The sequence below is a fragment of the Terrabacter sp. 01T434 genome, assembly GCF_056398545.1.
Window position 1 is genome coordinate 405,160 of sequence record NZ_JBFTPP010000001.1, and the last position, 15,727, is coordinate 420,886.

12 protein-coding genes are annotated in these 15,727 nt (G+C 70.2%); 5 read left to right on the forward strand and 7 right to left on the reverse strand.

The window, feature by feature from the left end; translation table 11 throughout:
* Positions 1-17: 17 nt before the first annotated feature.
* The 7 genes from AC1DIW_RS02000 to AC1DIW_RS02030 all read right to left on the reverse strand — a co-directional run bounded on the left by AC1DIW_RS02000 (position 18) and on the right by AC1DIW_RS02030 (position 8,336).
* Positions 18-1,157, reverse strand: coding sequence for an ABC transporter ATP-binding protein (locus AC1DIW_RS02000; protein WP_442279987.1), 1,140 nt, complete (start codon positions 1,155-1,157; stop codon positions 18-20).
* The gene (locus AC1DIW_RS02005) at positions 1,154-2,155 is read right to left on the reverse strand and encodes an ABC transporter permease (protein ID WP_442279986.1); all 1,002 of its coding nucleotides are present in this window, start codon (positions 2,153-2,155) and stop codon (positions 1,154-1,156) included. The genes AC1DIW_RS02000 and AC1DIW_RS02005 overlap by 4 nt, the downstream gene beginning before the upstream one ends.
* 126 nt (positions 2,156-2,281) lie before the next feature.
* The gene (locus tag AC1DIW_RS02010) at positions 2,282-4,060 is read right to left on the reverse strand and encodes an ABC transporter substrate-binding protein (RefSeq protein WP_478106273.1); all 1,779 of its coding nucleotides are present in this window, start codon (positions 4,058-4,060) and stop codon (positions 2,282-2,284) included.
* A gap of 51 nt (positions 4,061-4,111) precedes the next feature.
* Positions 4,112-5,104: an ABC transporter permease gene (locus AC1DIW_RS02015; protein WP_442279984.1), complete on the reverse strand. Its 993-nt coding sequence runs from the start codon at positions 5,102-5,104 to the stop codon at positions 4,112-4,114.
* A 255-nt stretch (positions 5,105-5,359) separates the two neighbouring features.
* Positions 5,360-6,373, reverse strand: a complete 1,014-nt coding sequence (locus AC1DIW_RS02020; RefSeq protein WP_478106274.1) for a hemolysin family protein — start codon at positions 6,371-6,373, stop codon at positions 5,360-5,362.
* A complete protein-coding gene (locus tag AC1DIW_RS02025; protein WP_478106275.1) occupies positions 6,370-7,866 on the reverse strand; it encodes a hemolysin family protein in 1,497 nt (498 codons plus the stop codon). The genes AC1DIW_RS02020 and AC1DIW_RS02025 overlap by 4 nt, the downstream gene beginning before the upstream one ends.
* A 161-nt stretch (positions 7,867-8,027) precedes the next feature.
* Positions 8,028-8,336: a 4a-hydroxytetrahydrobiopterin dehydratase gene (locus tag AC1DIW_RS02030; RefSeq protein WP_478106276.1), complete on the reverse strand. Its 309-nt coding sequence runs from the start codon at positions 8,334-8,336 to the stop codon at positions 8,028-8,030.
* 72 nt (positions 8,337-8,408) lie between these two features.
* On the opposite strand from AC1DIW_RS02030, the gene AC1DIW_RS02035 reads away from it, so the two are divergent.
* The 5 genes from AC1DIW_RS02035 (at position 8,409) to AC1DIW_RS02055 (ending at position 15,659) form a co-directional block, all read left to right on the forward strand.
* Positions 8,409-8,849 (forward strand): (deoxy)nucleoside triphosphate pyrophosphohydrolase, encoded by a 441-nt coding sequence (locus AC1DIW_RS02035; protein ID WP_442279980.1) that lies wholly within the window; start codon positions 8,409-8,411, stop codon positions 8,847-8,849.
* A 97-nt stretch (positions 8,850-8,946) separates the two neighbouring features.
* Positions 8,947-10,845, forward strand: coding sequence for a translational GTPase TypA (gene typA / locus AC1DIW_RS02040; RefSeq protein WP_478106277.1), 1,899 nt, complete (start codon positions 8,947-8,949; stop codon positions 10,843-10,845).
* A gap of 28 nt (positions 10,846-10,873) precedes the next feature.
* On the forward strand, positions 10,874-12,637 hold the full coding sequence (locus AC1DIW_RS02045) for an ABC transporter substrate-binding protein (RefSeq protein WP_478106278.1): 1,764 nt from the start codon (positions 10,874-10,876) through the stop codon (positions 12,635-12,637).
* A 27-nt stretch (positions 12,638-12,664) separates the two neighbouring features.
* Positions 12,665-13,597, forward strand: coding sequence for an N-acetyl-1-D-myo-inositol-2-amino-2-deoxy-alpha-D-glucopyranoside deacetylase (mshB, locus tag AC1DIW_RS02050; protein ID WP_478106279.1), 933 nt, complete (start codon positions 12,665-12,667; stop codon positions 13,595-13,597).
* Between the two features lie 301 nt (positions 13,598-13,898).
* A complete protein-coding gene (locus AC1DIW_RS02055; protein WP_478106280.1) occupies positions 13,899-15,659 on the forward strand; it encodes a VanW family protein in 1,761 nt (586 codons plus the stop codon).
* The last annotated feature ends 68 nt before the right edge of the window (positions 15,660-15,727 follow it).

The window sequence follows — 15,727 nt, forward strand, 5'->3', positions numbered from 1 at the left end:
GACGGACGGTGCGGGCATCACAGCGTCGGCTTGATGTCGTTCTCCCAGATGGTGGTTCGCTCCTCGCGGGTGAGGTGGCACGCGGAGTAGTGCCCCGGGTGCGTCTGGGCGAAGGGCGGCCGCTCGGTCTGGCTGAGGCCTCCGGTGCGGTCGGCATACGCGCAGCGCGGGTGGAAGGGGCACCCCGGCGGCACGTTGATAAGGCTGGGCGGGGCACCCTTGATCGGGCGCAGTCGCTCGGTGCGGACGCGGTCGAGGCGCGGCATCGAGCTGAGCAGACCCCACGTGTAGGGGTGCTGGGGACGGGTGAAGACGTCGTCCGCGGTGGAGTACTCGACCGCGCGACCGGCATACATCACCATGATGTCGTCGGAGAGCTCGGCGACGACCCCGAGGTCGTGCGTGATGAGGATGACGGCCGAGTTGAACTCCGACTGCAGGTCGCGGATGAGGTCGAGGATCTGCGCCTGCACGGTGACGTCGAGCGCGGTCGTCGGCTCGTCGGCGATCAGCAGGTCGGGGTCGCACGACAGTGCCATGGCGATCATCGCGCGCTGACGCATGCCGCCCGAGAACTGGTGGGGGTAGTCGTCGACACGGCTGGACGGCTGGGGGATGCCGACGCGGCCGAGCATGTCGATGGCGTGCTTCTTCGCGACCGAGGCGCTCACCTGGTTGTGGATCCGGTAGGCCTCGATGATCTGGTGACCCACCGTGTAGAAGGGGTGCATCGCCGAGAGCGGGTCCTGGAAGATCATCGCCATCCGCTTGCCGCGCAGCTCGCGCACCTGCTCGGGCTTGGCGCCGATGAGCTCGGTGCCGTCCAGCTTGACCGAGCCGGTCATGCGAACCGTGCCGGGTTTGTGCAGGCCCATGATCGACATGCTCGTGACGCTCTTGCCGGATCCGGACTCGCCGACGATCCCCAGCGTCTTGCCGCGTGCGACGTCGAACGAGATGCCGTCGACGGACTTGACGATGCCGTCGTCGGTGGGGAAGTGCACGCGCAGGTCACGCACCGACAGGAACGCGTCCGGAGCTGGCGCGCCGAGGCCCCCGATGCCGTCGAGCGCGTTCGCCGGCCGGGCGGCGCCCTTGGCCCCGCGGCGGGGCTGGTCGTCCGGCCGGCTGGTCGTGTCGTTGGTGGACTGGCTCATGAGGTACGCACCCTTGGGTCGACGACGGCGTAGAGGAGGTCAACGACGAGGTTGGCCACGATGATGAAGCCGGCACCGAGGATCGTCACCCCGAGGACCTTGGGCAGGTCGTTGTTGGCCACGGCGTCGACGGCGTACTTGCCGATGCCGTTGAGCGAGAACGTCGATTCGGTGAGGATGGCGCCGCCGAGCAGCAGGCCGAGGTCGAGGCCGAAGATCGTGAGGATCGGGGTCAGCGCCGCACGCAGTCCGTGGCGGACGACGACGTCCCGCTCCTTGAGCCCCTTGGCGCGCGCGGTGCGGATGTAGTCCTCGTTCATCGTCTCCAGCATGCCCGCGCGGGTCAGTCGCGCGTAGGCGGCGGCGTAGAGGAAGGACAGCGTGATCCACGGCAGGAGCAGGTCGTAGGCCCACTTGGCGGGGTTCTCCTGGAACGGGGTGTAGGACCCGCCCTGCGCGGTCCAGCCGAGGCCGTAGCTGAAGATCGACAGGGCCAGCAGACCCGTGAAGAAGATCGGCAGGGAGACGCCCGCCAGCGCGACGCCCATCGCGGTGCGGTCGAGCGGACTGCCACGTTTGAGCGCCGAGACGACGCCGGTGGCCACGCCGCCGAAGAGCCACAGGACCGCGGCGCCGGCGGCGAGCGACAGCGTGACGGGCAGGCGGTCCAGCAGGTCGGGCAGCACGGGGTTCTGCGTGATGAAGGAGTAGCCCAGGCAGGGCGCGGGGCAGGACTCGACCGATGCGCCGGTGTTGTACTCCGACCCGACGACGAGGCCCTTGGCGAAGCGGCCGTACTGGACCCAGATCGGGTCGGTGAAGCCGAGCCGTACGGCTGCGGCGTGGATCTGCTCCTGGCCGGCGCTCTTGCCGACGTAGCGCGAGGCGAGGTCGTCGGCGGTTGCACCAGCGATTCGCGGGAGCAGGAAGAAGATGGCGAAGGTGATGGCGCTCACGACGAAGAGCAGCACGATGGCGCTGATCAAACGCCGAATCATGTACGTCAGCAAGGGATTCGGCCGGACGCGGTGGCGGTGGGACGAACATCGTCCCGCCGCCACCGGTCTGCGCCTTCACCTACTTTCGGGTGGGTTGGGGCAGGGTGCGGCGAACTGCTGGTGGTGCTACTGCTTGACGCCCATGGCGGCGTAGTCGTACATCGTGAAGCCGTCGTTGACGAAGACGTTGGTGATCGTGTCGGGACGGAAGAGCAGGCCCTTCGACCAGACACCCGGGATCACCGCAGCGGCCTCCATGACGGACTTGTCGACGTTGCCCCAGATGGCCTCACGCTTCGTGATGTCGTTCTCGGCCATGGCCTGGTCGATGCCCGCGTCCACCGCCGGCACCTTGATACCGAGGTTGGTGTTGCCGGACGGGCGGATGACCCGGCTGTCGACGATCTGCGAGAGGAAGCCGAAGCCGTCGGGCCAGTCAGCACCCCAGCCGTAGACGATGATGCCGAGCTTGTTGGCCTTGGCGTAGTCGGGCTTGCCGGCGTAGAGCTTCGTGTAGTCAGCCGTCGGGTAGGCCTTGATGTTGAGCTTGATCCCGACCTTGGCGAGCGACTGCTGCAGCGACTCGGCGGTCGCCTTCTCCTTCGGGCGCTCCGCGCGGTAGGAGATGTTGGTCTCGAAGCCGTTCGGCTGGCCGCACTTGGCGAGCTCGGCCTTGGCAGCGTCGGGGTCGCCCTGCGGCTTCGCCTTGAAGTTGTAGAGGTCGAAGTCGGCGTGACCCGGCACGCTCGGCGGCATGAGGCTGGTCGCGATCGCGCCACCGGTGTTGCCACCGTAGGCCCGCTGGTAGCCGGTCTTGTCATAGGCCAGCACGACGGCCTTGCGGCAGTCGATGTTGTCGAGCGGCGCGACGTCGCTGTTGAGGACCGAGAACCACGTGCGCGCGGCCTGGGCGTTGTCGGTCTTCGCCTTGAGGGTCGGGTCGGCGAGGATCTTGCCCTGCGACTCGGCCTGCACACCGGTGCCGGCGATGTCGACGTCGAGGCCGCCACTCTGGAGCCGGTTGTCGACGTCTGCGGCGTTGAGACCGAGCTCGACCGTCAGTTTGTCCGGCAGGGCCTTGCGACCAGACTCGGGGTCCGTCGCGGGGTCGTAGTTGGGGTTGCGGTCGAGCTCCATGTTCTTGCCCTGTGAGTAGGACACGAACTTGTACGGACCGCTCGAGACGACGTGCTCCTTGTACTTCGTGCCGGTGTCCTTGGCCGCCGGAACGGGAGCCGTGGCGGGCAGCTGCGCGAAGTAGTCGAAGCCGGAGAAGCCCGTCTTCAGCTTGAAGACGATCGTCTTGGCGTCGGGCGTCTCGATGGACTTCAAGTCGTCGAGGTTCTTGTCCTTGTAGACCGAGTAGCCGGCGGGGATGTCGGCGAGGAAGTCGTTGAAGTACGTCGGGCCGTTGGGGAACGTGTCCTTGTCGAGCTGGCGCGCGACGGCGTACTTGATGTCCTTGCTCGTGATCGGGGAGCCGTCCTCGTACTTGAGGCCGTCACGCAGGGTGTAGGTCCACGTCTTGTTGCCGTCGCTGGGCTTGCCGAGGCTCGTGGCGAGGTCGGGCACGAGCTTGGCGCCCTCTGCTCCGGGGGCCGCCTTGAAGACGACGAGGGTGCGAGCGTAGTTGCGCAAGAAGTTCCACGAGAGGCCGTAGTACGTGTCACCAGGGTCGACGGAGTCCCAGTCGCCGGCCATCCCGAAGCGGAGCGTCCCGCCCTTCTTGTCGGAGGCGTTGTAGATCTTGCCGATCGCCGCGTCCGCCGTTGGTGCGGCAGAACCACCGCCGCCCCCGGTTCCGTTCGAGCCGTTGGAGCCATTGCTGGCGCTTCCGCCACAGGCGGAGAGTCCCAAGGCCAGAGCGGCCGCGGCTGCGACCGCCATCATGCGGGTGTTCTTCATGGGTGAATGCGCTCCTTGCTTTCGGTCGAGCGAGACAGCAGGTCGCGGAGGTTACCGAGACCGTGGGTCGAGGGCGTCACGCAGACCGTCCCCGAAGAGGTTGAAGGCCAGCACCGTCACGAAGATGGCCAGGCCCGCCGGCAGCATGAACCAGGGGTCGATCTGGTACCACTTCGCGGCGTCCGCCAGCATGCCGCCCCAGGTGGCGCGTGGGGCCTGCACGCCGACACCGAGATACGACAGGGCCGCCTCGAAGAGGATGTTGCTCGGGATGAGCAGAGTCGCGTAGACGAGGATCGGCGCGACGAGGTTGGGCAGCAGGTCCTTGCGCAGGACGTAGGGCGCCTTGGCCCCCATGATGCGGGAGGCGTCGATGAACTCGCGCTCGCGCAGCGACAGGGTCTGGCCGCGGACGATGCGGCCGATGTAGGGCCAGTTGAAGAAGCCGATGATGAAGACGATGACGGCGATGCGCAGGGTGTCGCCCGACAGGCCGAAGGAGTTGTCCGGGATGACGCCGACGAGGGCGAGGGCGAAGACGATCAGCGGGAAGGCCAGGAAGATGTCCATCAGGCGGCTGATCGTCGCGTCGACGGCTCCGCCGAAGAAGCCCGCGACGACGCCCATGACGGTCCCGATGACGACCGAGAGCAGGGTCGCGAGGAACGCGATGAGCAGCGAGATCTGCGAGCCGTAGAGGATGCGACTGAACAGGTCCCGCCCGTTGACCGGCTCGAGACCGAAGAGGAAGTCCCGGGAGACGCCGCCGAAGGGTGCCGTGGGGACCTGGAGGTCCGGGTCGATGAGGTCCTGGTGGAACTCGTTCGGTGGGTGGCCCAGCACGTTGACGATGAGGGGCGACAGGATCGCGACCACTACAAGGAACACCACGAAGAACCCGCCCGCGAGCGCGATCTTGTCGCGCTTGAGGCGTGCCCAGGCGATCTGGCCGAGCGAACGCCCCTCGATCCGCTTCTCGCCCTCGAGCACTGCCTCTGGTGCCACTGACGCGGCTCCGGGCTCGGTCTCCAGTGGAGTGCTCATGGGTGCCGTCACCTCCGGGTCATGATTCGTGCCGGAGACCGGGTCGGCCCTCCAACATGCTTCGCAGCAGCCGCAACCTATCGCCCCCATGACTGCGCGCCCCATCATTCAGCGGCATGTCACGCTCAGCAACCGACTTGGCCGAATCGTGACGCGGTGGAGATCTTTCGGCGTCCTGCCCCGCGGGACCGGAAGATCGCCCGCACCGGACATTCCTCCCAGCAGGCGTTCAGGCACGGCCCCCGGGGGCTGTGGCTACGCGTCCGTCTCGTCGTCGAACCGACCGAGGACGCGCTCGAGCAGGTCTTCCATCGTCACGAGCCCGACCGGCGTGGAGCCGTCGTCCACGAGGACGAGCTGGGCGTGCTGGGCCCGCATCACCGACACGGCGTCGAGCAGGGAGAGCCCCGCGTCGACGTGGACCACCGGCGTCGTGACGGTCGTGACAGGGGCTGCGGGGGCGGCACGCACGATGTCGCGGACGTGGGCGATGCCCACAGCGTCGTCTCCCTCTCGGACGACGAGCCTGGAGCGGCCGCTGTCTCGCGAGACGGCCTCCGCCTCGGCGCAGGTGGTGGTCGTGGCGACCGCGACGAACGCCTCGACCGGGACGACGACATCGGTCAGCGGGGTCGTGTCGAGGTCGATGGCGCCAGCGAGCACCCGGTGCTCCGGCTCGGCCAGCAGGCCGTGGTCCTTGGAGCTGGCAATGAGCAGCTGGAGCTCCTTGGGACCGTGGACCTGGCCGAGCTCGTCCTGCGGTGTGACGCCGACGAGGCGAAGGCAGCCGTTCGCCATGGCGTTGAGCAGGCTGAGCGCAGGGCGCATGACCCACGCGAACCCGCGGAACGGCAGCGCCAGCAGCACCGCCGACCGCTCGGGGTGGGCGATGGCCCACGACTTCGGGGCCATCTCGCCGACGACCATGTGCAGGAACACGACGATCGCCACGGCCAGCACGACCGAGACGACGTATGCCGCCGCGTCCGGGATGCGGACGAAGGTGAACACCGGCGTGAGCAGCTCGGCCACGGCGGGCTTGGCCAGGGACCCGAGGCCCAGCGTGCAGAGCGTGATGCCGAGCTGCGCGCCGGCCAGCATGAGCGACAGCTCGCGACTGCCGCGCACGGCAGCCCGTGCCGCCACGCTGCCGCGCTCGGCGAGGACCTCGAGGCGGTGCCGCTTGCTGGCCACGAGGGCGAACTCCGCAGCGACGAAGAAGGCGTTGAGGACGAGGAGCAGGAGGGAGACCAGCAGGGCGGTGGTCATCGGCCGGCCTCCGTCCCGGCGTCTGCCGCGCGGTCGGTGTCGAGCGCCTGGAGATCCGACATGAGGTCGAGCACCTCGACGCGCACCGACGACGGGACGTGCCGCTCCACGGCCTCGACGGTGAGGCGCACCGACACCGGCAGGTGCCGGCTCTCGGGCTCGTGGTGGTGCTCGCGCGCGTCGACGGGTTCGCCCGGGAGGGACTCGCCCTTGCTGTCATCATGGTCGCCGGGGTGACGGTCCGGCGCGGCCTCGCGGCGCGCCACGAGGTGCACCTCGTCACCGACGAGGGCGGTGCGCCCGAGGTCCGCGAGGATGAGCCCGCTGATCGTCGAGTACTCGTCGCTGCTCTCGAGTCGCAGGTCGGTGGCGGTGTCGAGCTCGTCGAGCCGCAGGTGGCCGGGCACGCTCCAGGTGTCAGGGGAGGTTTCGACGACGCCGGGCTCGGGCCCGTCGTCCTCGTCGAGGATCTCACCGACGACCTCCTCGGCGATGTCCTCGAAGGTGACGATGCCGGCGAAGCCGCCGTGCTCGTCCACGACGACGGCGAGCTGCCGGTGGTCGGCCCGGATCTGCTCGAGGACGCGGGGGAGCGGAGCGCTCGTCGGCACGACGGTCGGGTCGGACACGACCGAACCGACCGTGGTCGTCGCGCGGCGGTCCGGTTCGACCGCGAGCACCTCGGCGATACCTGCGACACCGACGATGTCGTCGCCGTCGCGGCCGGTCACCGGGAAACGCGACCAGCCGCTGTCGAGCAGGCCGACGAGGTCGGAGACCATGGCGTCCGCGTGGACCGTCGTCACGCGCACGCGCGGCGTCATGACGTCTCCGGCGTCGAGCTCGCGGAAGCGCAGCCCACCCTCGAGGACGTCGGACAGGTCGTCGTCGAGCAGGCCGCCGGCGTGCGACTCGTCGATGAGGCGGGTCAGGTCCTCGGCCGTGGCGCCCTGCTCGAGCTCCTCCACCGGTTCGATGCCGACCGTGCGCAGCAGGGTCGTCGACGCCCGGTCGAAGAGGCGCACGAGAGGTCCGGCGAGCCTCAGGTACACGAGGGTCGAGCGGCTCAGCGACCGGGCGAGCGGCACGGTGCGCGCGATGGCGAGGTTCTTGGGCGCGAGCTCCCCGAAGACCATCTGCACGACGGTCGAGAAGACGAGGACCGCGGTGACCGAGAGGCTGAGGCGGGCGGCATACGACATCGAGGGGTCGAGCAGCTCGGCGATCCCGACCCCGACGAGGGGCTCGGAGACGTAACCGACGAGCAGGGCGGTCACCGTGATCCCGAACTGTGCGGCGGACAGGGTGAAGGACAGCTGCGACGTGACGCGGAGGGCGCGCTGGGCGGAGGCGTCACCGTCGTCGGCAAGCTGCCGCAGGGCGTTCCGGTCGACGGCGACGTAGGCGAACTCCTGGGCCACGAAGTAGCCCGTCGCCGCCGTCAGCGCGAGGATCAGCACGATCCCGAGGCCGATGCCCAGGGCGGTGCTCATGCGGTCACCACCCGGGTGGGCAGGCGGTGGGTCAGGGGTGGCCGGACAGGGTCCGGCCAGGGACTATGGCCCTCCCGGGACTCGGCGCGCGAGTCGGAGCGTGAGCGGGATCGCATGAGGCGATCCTAAGTTACGGGTGGGACCCGTCCTTCCGCGCGACGTCAGGTGGTCGCGGCGGCGCCCTTCCGGGCGGCCTCCTGGCTGATCTGGTGCGCGAGCTCGACGTCGAGCTGGGTGAGGCCACCCTCGGAGTGCGTCGAGAGGGCGAAGGCGACGGTGCGCCACCGGATGTCGATGTCGGGATGGTGGTCCATCGCCTCGGCCGCGGCCGCCACCTCCTGGACGAGCGCGATCCCGGTGAGGAACGCAGGAGCCTCGAAGGAGGCCCGGATGGTGTCGCCGTCACGCGTCCAGTCGGGCAGGTCGCCCAGCTGGCGCTCGATCTCCTCGTCGGTCAGCCGTCGTGTCATGCAGTCCAGTAAACGCCCGCCGTGCCCGCCCGGCCCGTCCGGACGCCCCGCTGTGGCACCATCGGGGGCGCCATGAGCAGCACAGACCTCCGCCCGCACCCGGTCCGCCTCGTCGTGGGGGCCGCCGTCGTCGACGACCTGGAGTGGCCGACCCGGCTCCTGGCGGCGCGGCGCACCGAGCCCTCGGCCCTCGCCGGCGGCTGGGAGCTGCCCGGCGGCAAGGTCGACGACGGCGAGTCGCCCCTCTCCGCCCTGCACCGGGAGCTGTTCGAGGAGCTGGGGGTGCGCGTGCGCCTCGGCGCGCACGTGCCCGGCCCCCAGCCGGGTGCGACGTGGCCCCTGGGCGATCGGTACGAGATGCTGGTGTGGATGGCGGAGGTCGTCGAGGGGACGCCCGAGCCCCTCGAGGACCACGACGAGCTGCGCTGGCTGGGGCTCGAGGAGCTGCGCTCCGTCGCGTGGCTGCCCGCCGACCTGCCCATCGTGGAGACGCTCGCGGCGATGCTGCGGTGACGCCCGGCTCGGGAGTCGACCGCCCGTGTGCACCCACGACGAACACCCACGACGACGTGGTCCGAACCACCCTCCAAACCCTGAGAGACTGTTCCTCATGCCCATGAAGACCCGCGCGGACATCCGCAACGTCGCCATCGTCGCCCACGTCGACCACGGCAAGACCACCCTCGTCGACAAGATGCTCTGGCAGTCCGGCGCGTTCGGCGAGCACCAGCACGTCGACGAGCGCGCGATGGACTCCGGTGACCTCGAGCGCGAGAAGGGCATCACGATCCTCGCGAAGAACACCGCGGTGCACTACACCGGCAAGGCCGCCCAGGACCGCGGCCTGACCGAGGGCGTCACCATCAACATCATCGACACCCCCGGCCACGCCGACTTCGGTGGCGAGGTCGAGCGCGGCCTGTCGATGGTCGACGGCGTCGTCCTGCTCGTCGATGCGTCCGAGGGCCCGCTGCCCCAGACCCGTTTCGTGCTGCGCAAGGCGCTCGCCGCGAAGATGCCGGTCATCCTCTGCATCAACAAGGTCGATCGCCCCGACTCGCGCATCGCCGAGGTCGTGGACGAGGCGTACGAGCTCTTCATGGACCTCGACGCCACCGAGGAGCAGATCGACTTCCCGATCGTCTACGCGTCGGCCAAGGCCGGCCGTGCCTCGACGGAGCGCCCCGACAACGGCGGCCTCCCGGAGGGCGAGGACCTCGAGGCCCTCTTCCAGACGATCCTCGAGACCATCCCCGCGCCGACCTACGACGACGAGGCGCCCCTCCAGGCCCACGTCACCAACCTCGACGCCTCCAACTTCCTCGGCCGCCTCGCCTTGCTCCGTGTCTTCAACGGCACGATCAAGAAGGGCCAGCAGGTCATGTGGTGCCGTCACGACGGCTCGCAGCAGCGCGTGAAGATCACCGAGCTGCTCATGACCGAGGCCCTCGAGCGCAAGCCCGCCGAGGAGGCCCGCCCCGGCGACATCATCGCCGTGGCCGGCATCCCCGAGATCACCATCGGCGAGACCCTCGCCGACCCGGAAAACCCGGTCCCGCTGCCGCTCATCACGGTCGACGAGCCGGCCATCTCCATGACGATCGGCACCAACACGAGCCCGATGGTCGGCCAGGTCCGCGGCTCCAAGGTCACGGCCCGCATGGTCAAGGACCGCCTCGACAAGGAGCTCATCGGCAACGTGTCGCTGCGCATCCTCAACACCGAGCGGCCGGACGCGTGGGAGGTCCAGGGCCGTGGCGAGCTGGCCCTCGCCATCCTCGTCGAGCAGATGCGCCGCGAGGGCTACGAGCTGACCGTGGGCAAGCCGCAGGTCGTGACGCGTGAGGTCGACGGCAAGGTCCACGAGCCGGTCGAGCGCCTGACGATCGACACCCCCGAGGAGTTCCTCGGCGCGATCACGCAGATCATGGCCGCCCGCAAGGGCCGCATGGAGCAGATGACCAACCACGGCACCGGCTGGATCCGCATGGAGTTCCTCGTGCCGAGCCGTGGCCTCATCGGCTTCCGCACCGAGTTCCTCACCGAGACCCGGGGCACGGGCATCGCCCACCACGTCTTCGAGGACTACGAGCCGTGGTTCGGCGCCATCACGACCCGCACGAGCGGTTCGCTCGTCTCCGACCGCAAGGGCGTCGTCACCTCCTACGCCATGGTCAACCTCCAGGAGCGCGGCACGCTGTTCGTCGAGCCGACGACCGAGGTCTACGAGGGCATGATCGTCGGCGAGAACTCCCGCGCCGACGACATGGACGTCAACATCACCAAGGAGAAGAAGCTCACCAACGTGCGGGCCTCCTCCTCGGACAACTTCGAGAAGATCGTTCCGCCCCGCAAGCTCAGCCTCGAGCAGAGCCTCGAGTTCTGCCGCGAGGACGAGTGCGTCGAGGTGACGCCCGAGTCGGTCCGCATCCGCAAGGTCGTCCTCGACGCCGGTGAGCGCGCCCGCACCGCGTCCCGCGCGCGTTCGGCGGCGAAGGCCGAGGGCTGACCGAGCGGTGCCTGTCGGAGGGCGAGGCGTGGTCCGTGGGCTGACCAGGTCGGTCGTCGCCGGGTGCGGCGCTGCCCTCCTGGCGGCGGCCGCAGCCGCGTGCACGGGCTCGGTCGAGTCCGGCGGCACGCAGGCGACGCTGGGCGACGCCCCGTCGGGGTCGAACGGGGACGCCCAGCGCGGCGGCTCCCTGCAGGTGCTGGTCGCGGGCACGGTCGCGACGTGGGACCCGCAGCTGATGTACGTCGGGCCGGAGGCGTTCTTCGCCCAACGCACCTTCGCCCGCGGCCTCACGGCATACGGCACGGGGGCCCACCAGCGCGACATCCAGGGCGACCTGGCCACCGACGCCGGCACGCCGAGCGACGGCGCCCGGACGTGGGCGTTCACCCTGCGTCCGGGCCTGACGTGGCAGGACGGCTCGCCGATCACGTGCGGCGACGTGCGCCACGGCGTGGCGCGCACCTTCGACCGGCGCACGCACATCGGCGGGACGAACTACGCGAGCTTCCTGCTCGACATCCCGACGCACGTCACCCCCGAGGGCCTCGAGAAGCCGGTCTACGCCGGCCCCTCGGACAAGGCGCACGAGGCGGACTTCGAGCGAGCCGTCTCGTGCAACGGCCGCACCATCACCTTCCGGCTGCGGGACTCCGAGCCCGACTTCCCGCGCATCGTGGCGCTCCCGGAGTTCGCACCGCGCAAGGCGTCCGCCGACACCACGAGCGACAAGGCGTCGTATGCCGTCATGTCGAGCGGGCCCTACCGGCTCGAGGAGCCGTGGGTGGTCGGTCAGGGCGGCACCTTCGTGCGCAACGAGCACTGGGACCCACGCACCGACCCCATCCGCCAGGCCTATCCCGACGAGATCCACGTGTCCTCGGGGCTCGGGGAGACCGCCGTCATCCAGCGACTGCTCAACCAGCAGGACGACGACGCCTACGCCGTCTCGTGGGTGCAGGCCAGCCCCACGCTGCGCAACCAGGCGGGGACCGGGCTGCAGGCACGGCTGACGTTCCCCTACACGGGCAACGTCGACTACCTCGCCGTCAACATGCGCAGCAAGGTCATGGCGGACCCGGCCGTGCGCAAGGCCCTCGAGCTGTCGACGAACCGCGCGACGTACGTGACCGCCACGGGTGGTGAGGGCGCCGGGACGCCGGCGTGGTCGATCCTGTCGCCGACCGTCGACCCCACGTCGGTGACGCCACCTCCGGGCGCCCGTGTCGAGGGCGACCCCGAGGGGGCCCGCCGGATCCTCGAGCGGGCGGGGGTGAAGCTGCCCGTCCCGCTGCGCGTCGTCTACGCCCGCTCGGTGCTCGGCGACAAGGCGTATGCCGCCCTGGCCGCCGGGTGGGAGCGCGCGGGCTTCGACGTGCAGCTCACGGGCGTGCCGCCCGAGGAGTACTACGAGACGATCGAGAAGCCGACGTCGGTCGCCTCCTACGACGTCTTCCGCGGCGTGTGGACGCCCGACTGGCCCTCCGCCGGTGGTGTCCTGCCCGCGCTGTTCGACTCGCGCATCAACATCGACTCGTCAGGCCCCGGTCAGGACGTCGGCTACTTCAGCAGCGACGCCGTCAACGCCCTCATCGACAAGGCCGACGCCACCGCCGATCCTGCCGCCCGCGCGAAGGTGTGGGAGCAGGCGGACGCCGCGGTGCGCGGAGCGGGCGGCTACATCGCCCTCTCGGCGACCAAGGCTCTCTACCTGCACGGCTCGGGCGTCCAGTCCTACGAGGACCACCCGGTCGGCGGGATCGTCGACCTCGCCACGGTGGCCGTGCGCTGACCATCCCCGATCCGAGAGGCCCCCACTGTGCCGCGACTGCTCTTCGTCCACGCCCACCCCGACGACGAGACGCTGACGTGCGGCGTGTCGATGGCGCACCACGTCGCTCGCGGTGACGAGGTCCACGTCCTCACCTGCACCCTGGGCGAGGAGGGCGAGGTCATCCCTCCCGGACTCGCCCACCTCGAGGGTGACCCGGACGACCGTCTCGCCCCGTACCGCCACGGCGAGCTGACCCGTGCGCTGTGCCGCGTCGGCGCGGTCAGGCACGTGCTCGGCGAGGACCCCGGGACGGGCCGGCTCTCCCGCTACCGCGACTCGGGCATGGTGGGCTCGCCGGCCGCGGCACGACCCGAGGCGTTTGCCGCCGCGGACCTCGACGTGGCGGGCGGTCTCGTCGCCGACGTCATGCGCGAGGCGCGGCCCGACGTCGTCGTGACCTACGACGCGCACGGCGGCTACGGCCACCCCGACCACGTCCAGACCCACCGCGTCACGCGGCGGGCGCTCGAGCTGCTCGACGACACGGACCGCCCGGGCCGCGTCTTCGAGATCCTCACCCCGATCGGCTGGGCGCGGGAGGACCGGGCCTGGCTGCGCGGCGCCGACCCGGAGCGGCTCGACACCTCCGCGTGGTGGGCCGAGCAGGAGCTGGGAGCGGACCGGCCGGCGGCGCCGAGCCTCGTCGTCCCGGCGACCGACGACCCGTTCCCGCCGTCGGTCGTCGACGACGGCCGTGTCACCCACGCCGTCGTCGACGGGCCGGCGCGCGCAGTCCAGAACGATGCCCTGCGCGCCCACGCGACGCAGGTCATCGTCGCGAGCGAGGACGTGCACGCCCTGTCCAACCTCGTGGCGGCGCGGACCACGGGCCGGGAGGGCTTCCGTCGCGTCGACCCGCTGACCTGGGAGACGCTCGGAGGAGCCGTCGAGCCCGGCGAAGCCGGCCTGCTCGCCTGACCCAATCGAAAGAGCAATCCGTCCACTCAGCCGGCTACGAGCCCTGCGCACCTGACGATCGAAAGAGCAATCCGTCCGCTCTGCAAGCCCGCGAGCCGGGTTGCAGAGCGGACGGATTGCTCTTTCGATCGGACTGGGGGCGCTCGGTCAGTCTCGGGCCCGTGGGCCCGCGCGGACGCGGAACAAGCGACCTCCAGTGCCCTTCAGTGTCGCGGCGCACCGGTGGCAGGACGGCTAGACGTTCGACCATGGCGATTCGGGGGTCACCTCTCGGGTTTGGTGACCGGCTGGCGTTACCGTCGTGCCACTCGATGTCCCCTTGCCCGGAGAGCCGATGGCCGACGACTGGTACGACGACACGCGCCCGGAGCGGCGCTCGACGCTGCTGCGCCTCTTCGTCGCTGCCGTCGTCCTCGGCGGAGGCTATGCCGGCCTGTGCGTGTGGTCCTCGGAGCACGTCCCGGCGACGGTGTCGGTGGGTGGCATCCAGATCGGCGGCATGACCCCCGAATCCGCCCGAGCAGCCATCGCGCGGGGCTCGCGCTCGTTGGTCGCGACGCCGATCGCGCTCGACGTGCCCGGGCGCGACAGTCCGGTGCAGGTGGTGCCGAGCGACGCCGGGCTCACCGTCGACGCCGACCGCTCGATCGACGGGCTCACCGGCTTCACTCTCGACCCCCGCGTGGTCTGGGGCCGGCTCACGGGCTCGGTCCGGGCGCCGTTGCTGACGAGCACGGACGACGACGCGCTGACCGCGTACCTCGACCGGATCGCGCCCACGGTGGCCGTGGCACCCGTCGAGGGCCGCGTGACGTTCCCGGGAGGTGCCGTAGCGGTCGACATGCCGGTCCCGGGGCACACCCTGGACGTGGCCGCGACGAAGATGGCCCTCCGCAGGGCCTTCCCCGACTCGACCCAGGCCACGGCGGTCCTCCGTGAGGCTCCACCGCGGGTGAGCAGCGAGATGGTCGAGCAGGTCGCGTCCGAGTTCGGCAGCACGGCGATGTCCGCGCCGCTGACCCTGGTGTCCGGTGCCAAGCGGGTCCAGCTCCCCCCGACCGAGTTCGCTCCGTACGTGTCAGTCGTCCCCGACGACTCGGGCCGTCTGGCGCCACGTTTCGACGAGGCCGCCCTCGCTCGGTTGGTGGCCAGCAAGCTGCCCGTGACGACGCGCGCTGCCAGCAGTGCACGCTGGGAGTTCGAGGCGGGCAACGGCAAACCCCGCCTCGTCCCGTCGGTCGATGGTCTCGCCGTCGACGAGGACGCGTTGGCCAAACGGGCTGTCGCCGCCATCTCCGGCACGAACCGGACGGTGGACGTGAGCGCCTCCGCGGCCCGGCCGCCGTTCACGACGGAGGACGCCCAGGAGGCGGGCGTCACCGATCTCGTCGTCGACTTCCTCTCACCGTTCCCCACGAACGACGCCACCCGCACGAACAACCTCGTCGTGGCTGCCAAGCGCATCAACGGCACGTACGTCCCGCCCGGAGGGACCTTCAGCCTCAACGGGATCCTCGGCGAACGCACCGAGGACAAGGGGTATGCCGACGGCACCGTCATCATCGACGGTCGCCTGACCCGTGGCACCGGCGGCGGCATCAGCCAGGTCTCGACGGTCGTCTACAACCTCGCCTACTTCGCCGGGGTGGACTTCCTCGAGTTCAGCCCACACGCGTTCTTCATCCCGCGCTACCCGGAGGGTCGGGAGGCCACGGTCTACTGGCCCACGATCGACAACAAGTGGAAGAACGACACCCCCCACGGGATGCTCCTGCAGACCTGGGTCGAGGGCGGCAACGTCCACGGGAGGGTGTGGAGCACCAAGACGTGGGACATCGCATCGGTCAAGGGTCCTCGTCGAAATGTCACGCCGCCCAAGACCATTCGCAACGACACCCTGAAGTGCTACCCGCAAGAGGCCAATCCGGGCTTCGACGTGACCGTGACCCGACAGTGGCGGCGTCCCGGGTCGAGCGCGCTCGTCAAGAGCGAGCCCGTGACGACGCACTACGTTCCCGAGGACCACATCATCTGCACGAACCCGCAGGCGACTCCGCCCTGACGCGGGGGCCACGACCGGCCACGGCCGGCCACGACCGGCCACGACCGGCCACGGCCGGCCACGACCGG

Bases quoted from the DNA above. Each gene is read 5' to 3' on its own strand.
- AC1DIW_RS02020 (WP_478106274.1), bottom strand. From the start codon at position 6,373: ATGACCACCGCCCTGCTGGTCTCCCTCCTGCTCCTCGTCCTCAACGCC.
- AC1DIW_RS02035 (WP_442279980.1), top strand. From the start codon at position 8,409: ATGAGCAGCACAGACCTCCGCCCGCACCCGGTCCGCCTCGTCGTGGGG.
- AC1DIW_RS02000 (WP_442279987.1), bottom strand. From the start codon at position 1,157: ATGAGCCAGTCCACCAACGACACGACCAGCCGGCCGGACGACCAGCCC.
- AC1DIW_RS02015 (WP_442279984.1), bottom strand. From the start codon at position 5,104: ATGAGCACTCCACTGGAGACCGAGCCCGGAGCCGCGTCAGTGGCACCA.
- typA (WP_478106277.1), top strand. From the start codon at position 8,947: ATGCCCATGAAGACCCGCGCGGACATCCGCAACGTCGCCATCGTCGCC.
- AC1DIW_RS02030 (WP_478106276.1), bottom strand. From the start codon at position 8,336: ATGACACGACGGCTGACCGACGAGGAGATCGAGCGCCAGCTGGGCGAC.
- AC1DIW_RS02025 (WP_478106275.1), bottom strand. From the start codon at position 7,866: ATGAGCACCGCCCTGGGCATCGGCCTCGGGATCGTGCTGATCCTCGCG.
- AC1DIW_RS02005 (WP_442279986.1), bottom strand. From the start codon at position 2,155: ATGATTCGGCGTTTGATCAGCGCCATCGTGCTGCTCTTCGTCGTGAGC.
- AC1DIW_RS02010 (WP_478106273.1), bottom strand. From the start codon at position 4,060: ATGAAGAACACCCGCATGATGGCGGTCGCAGCCGCGGCCGCTCTGGCC.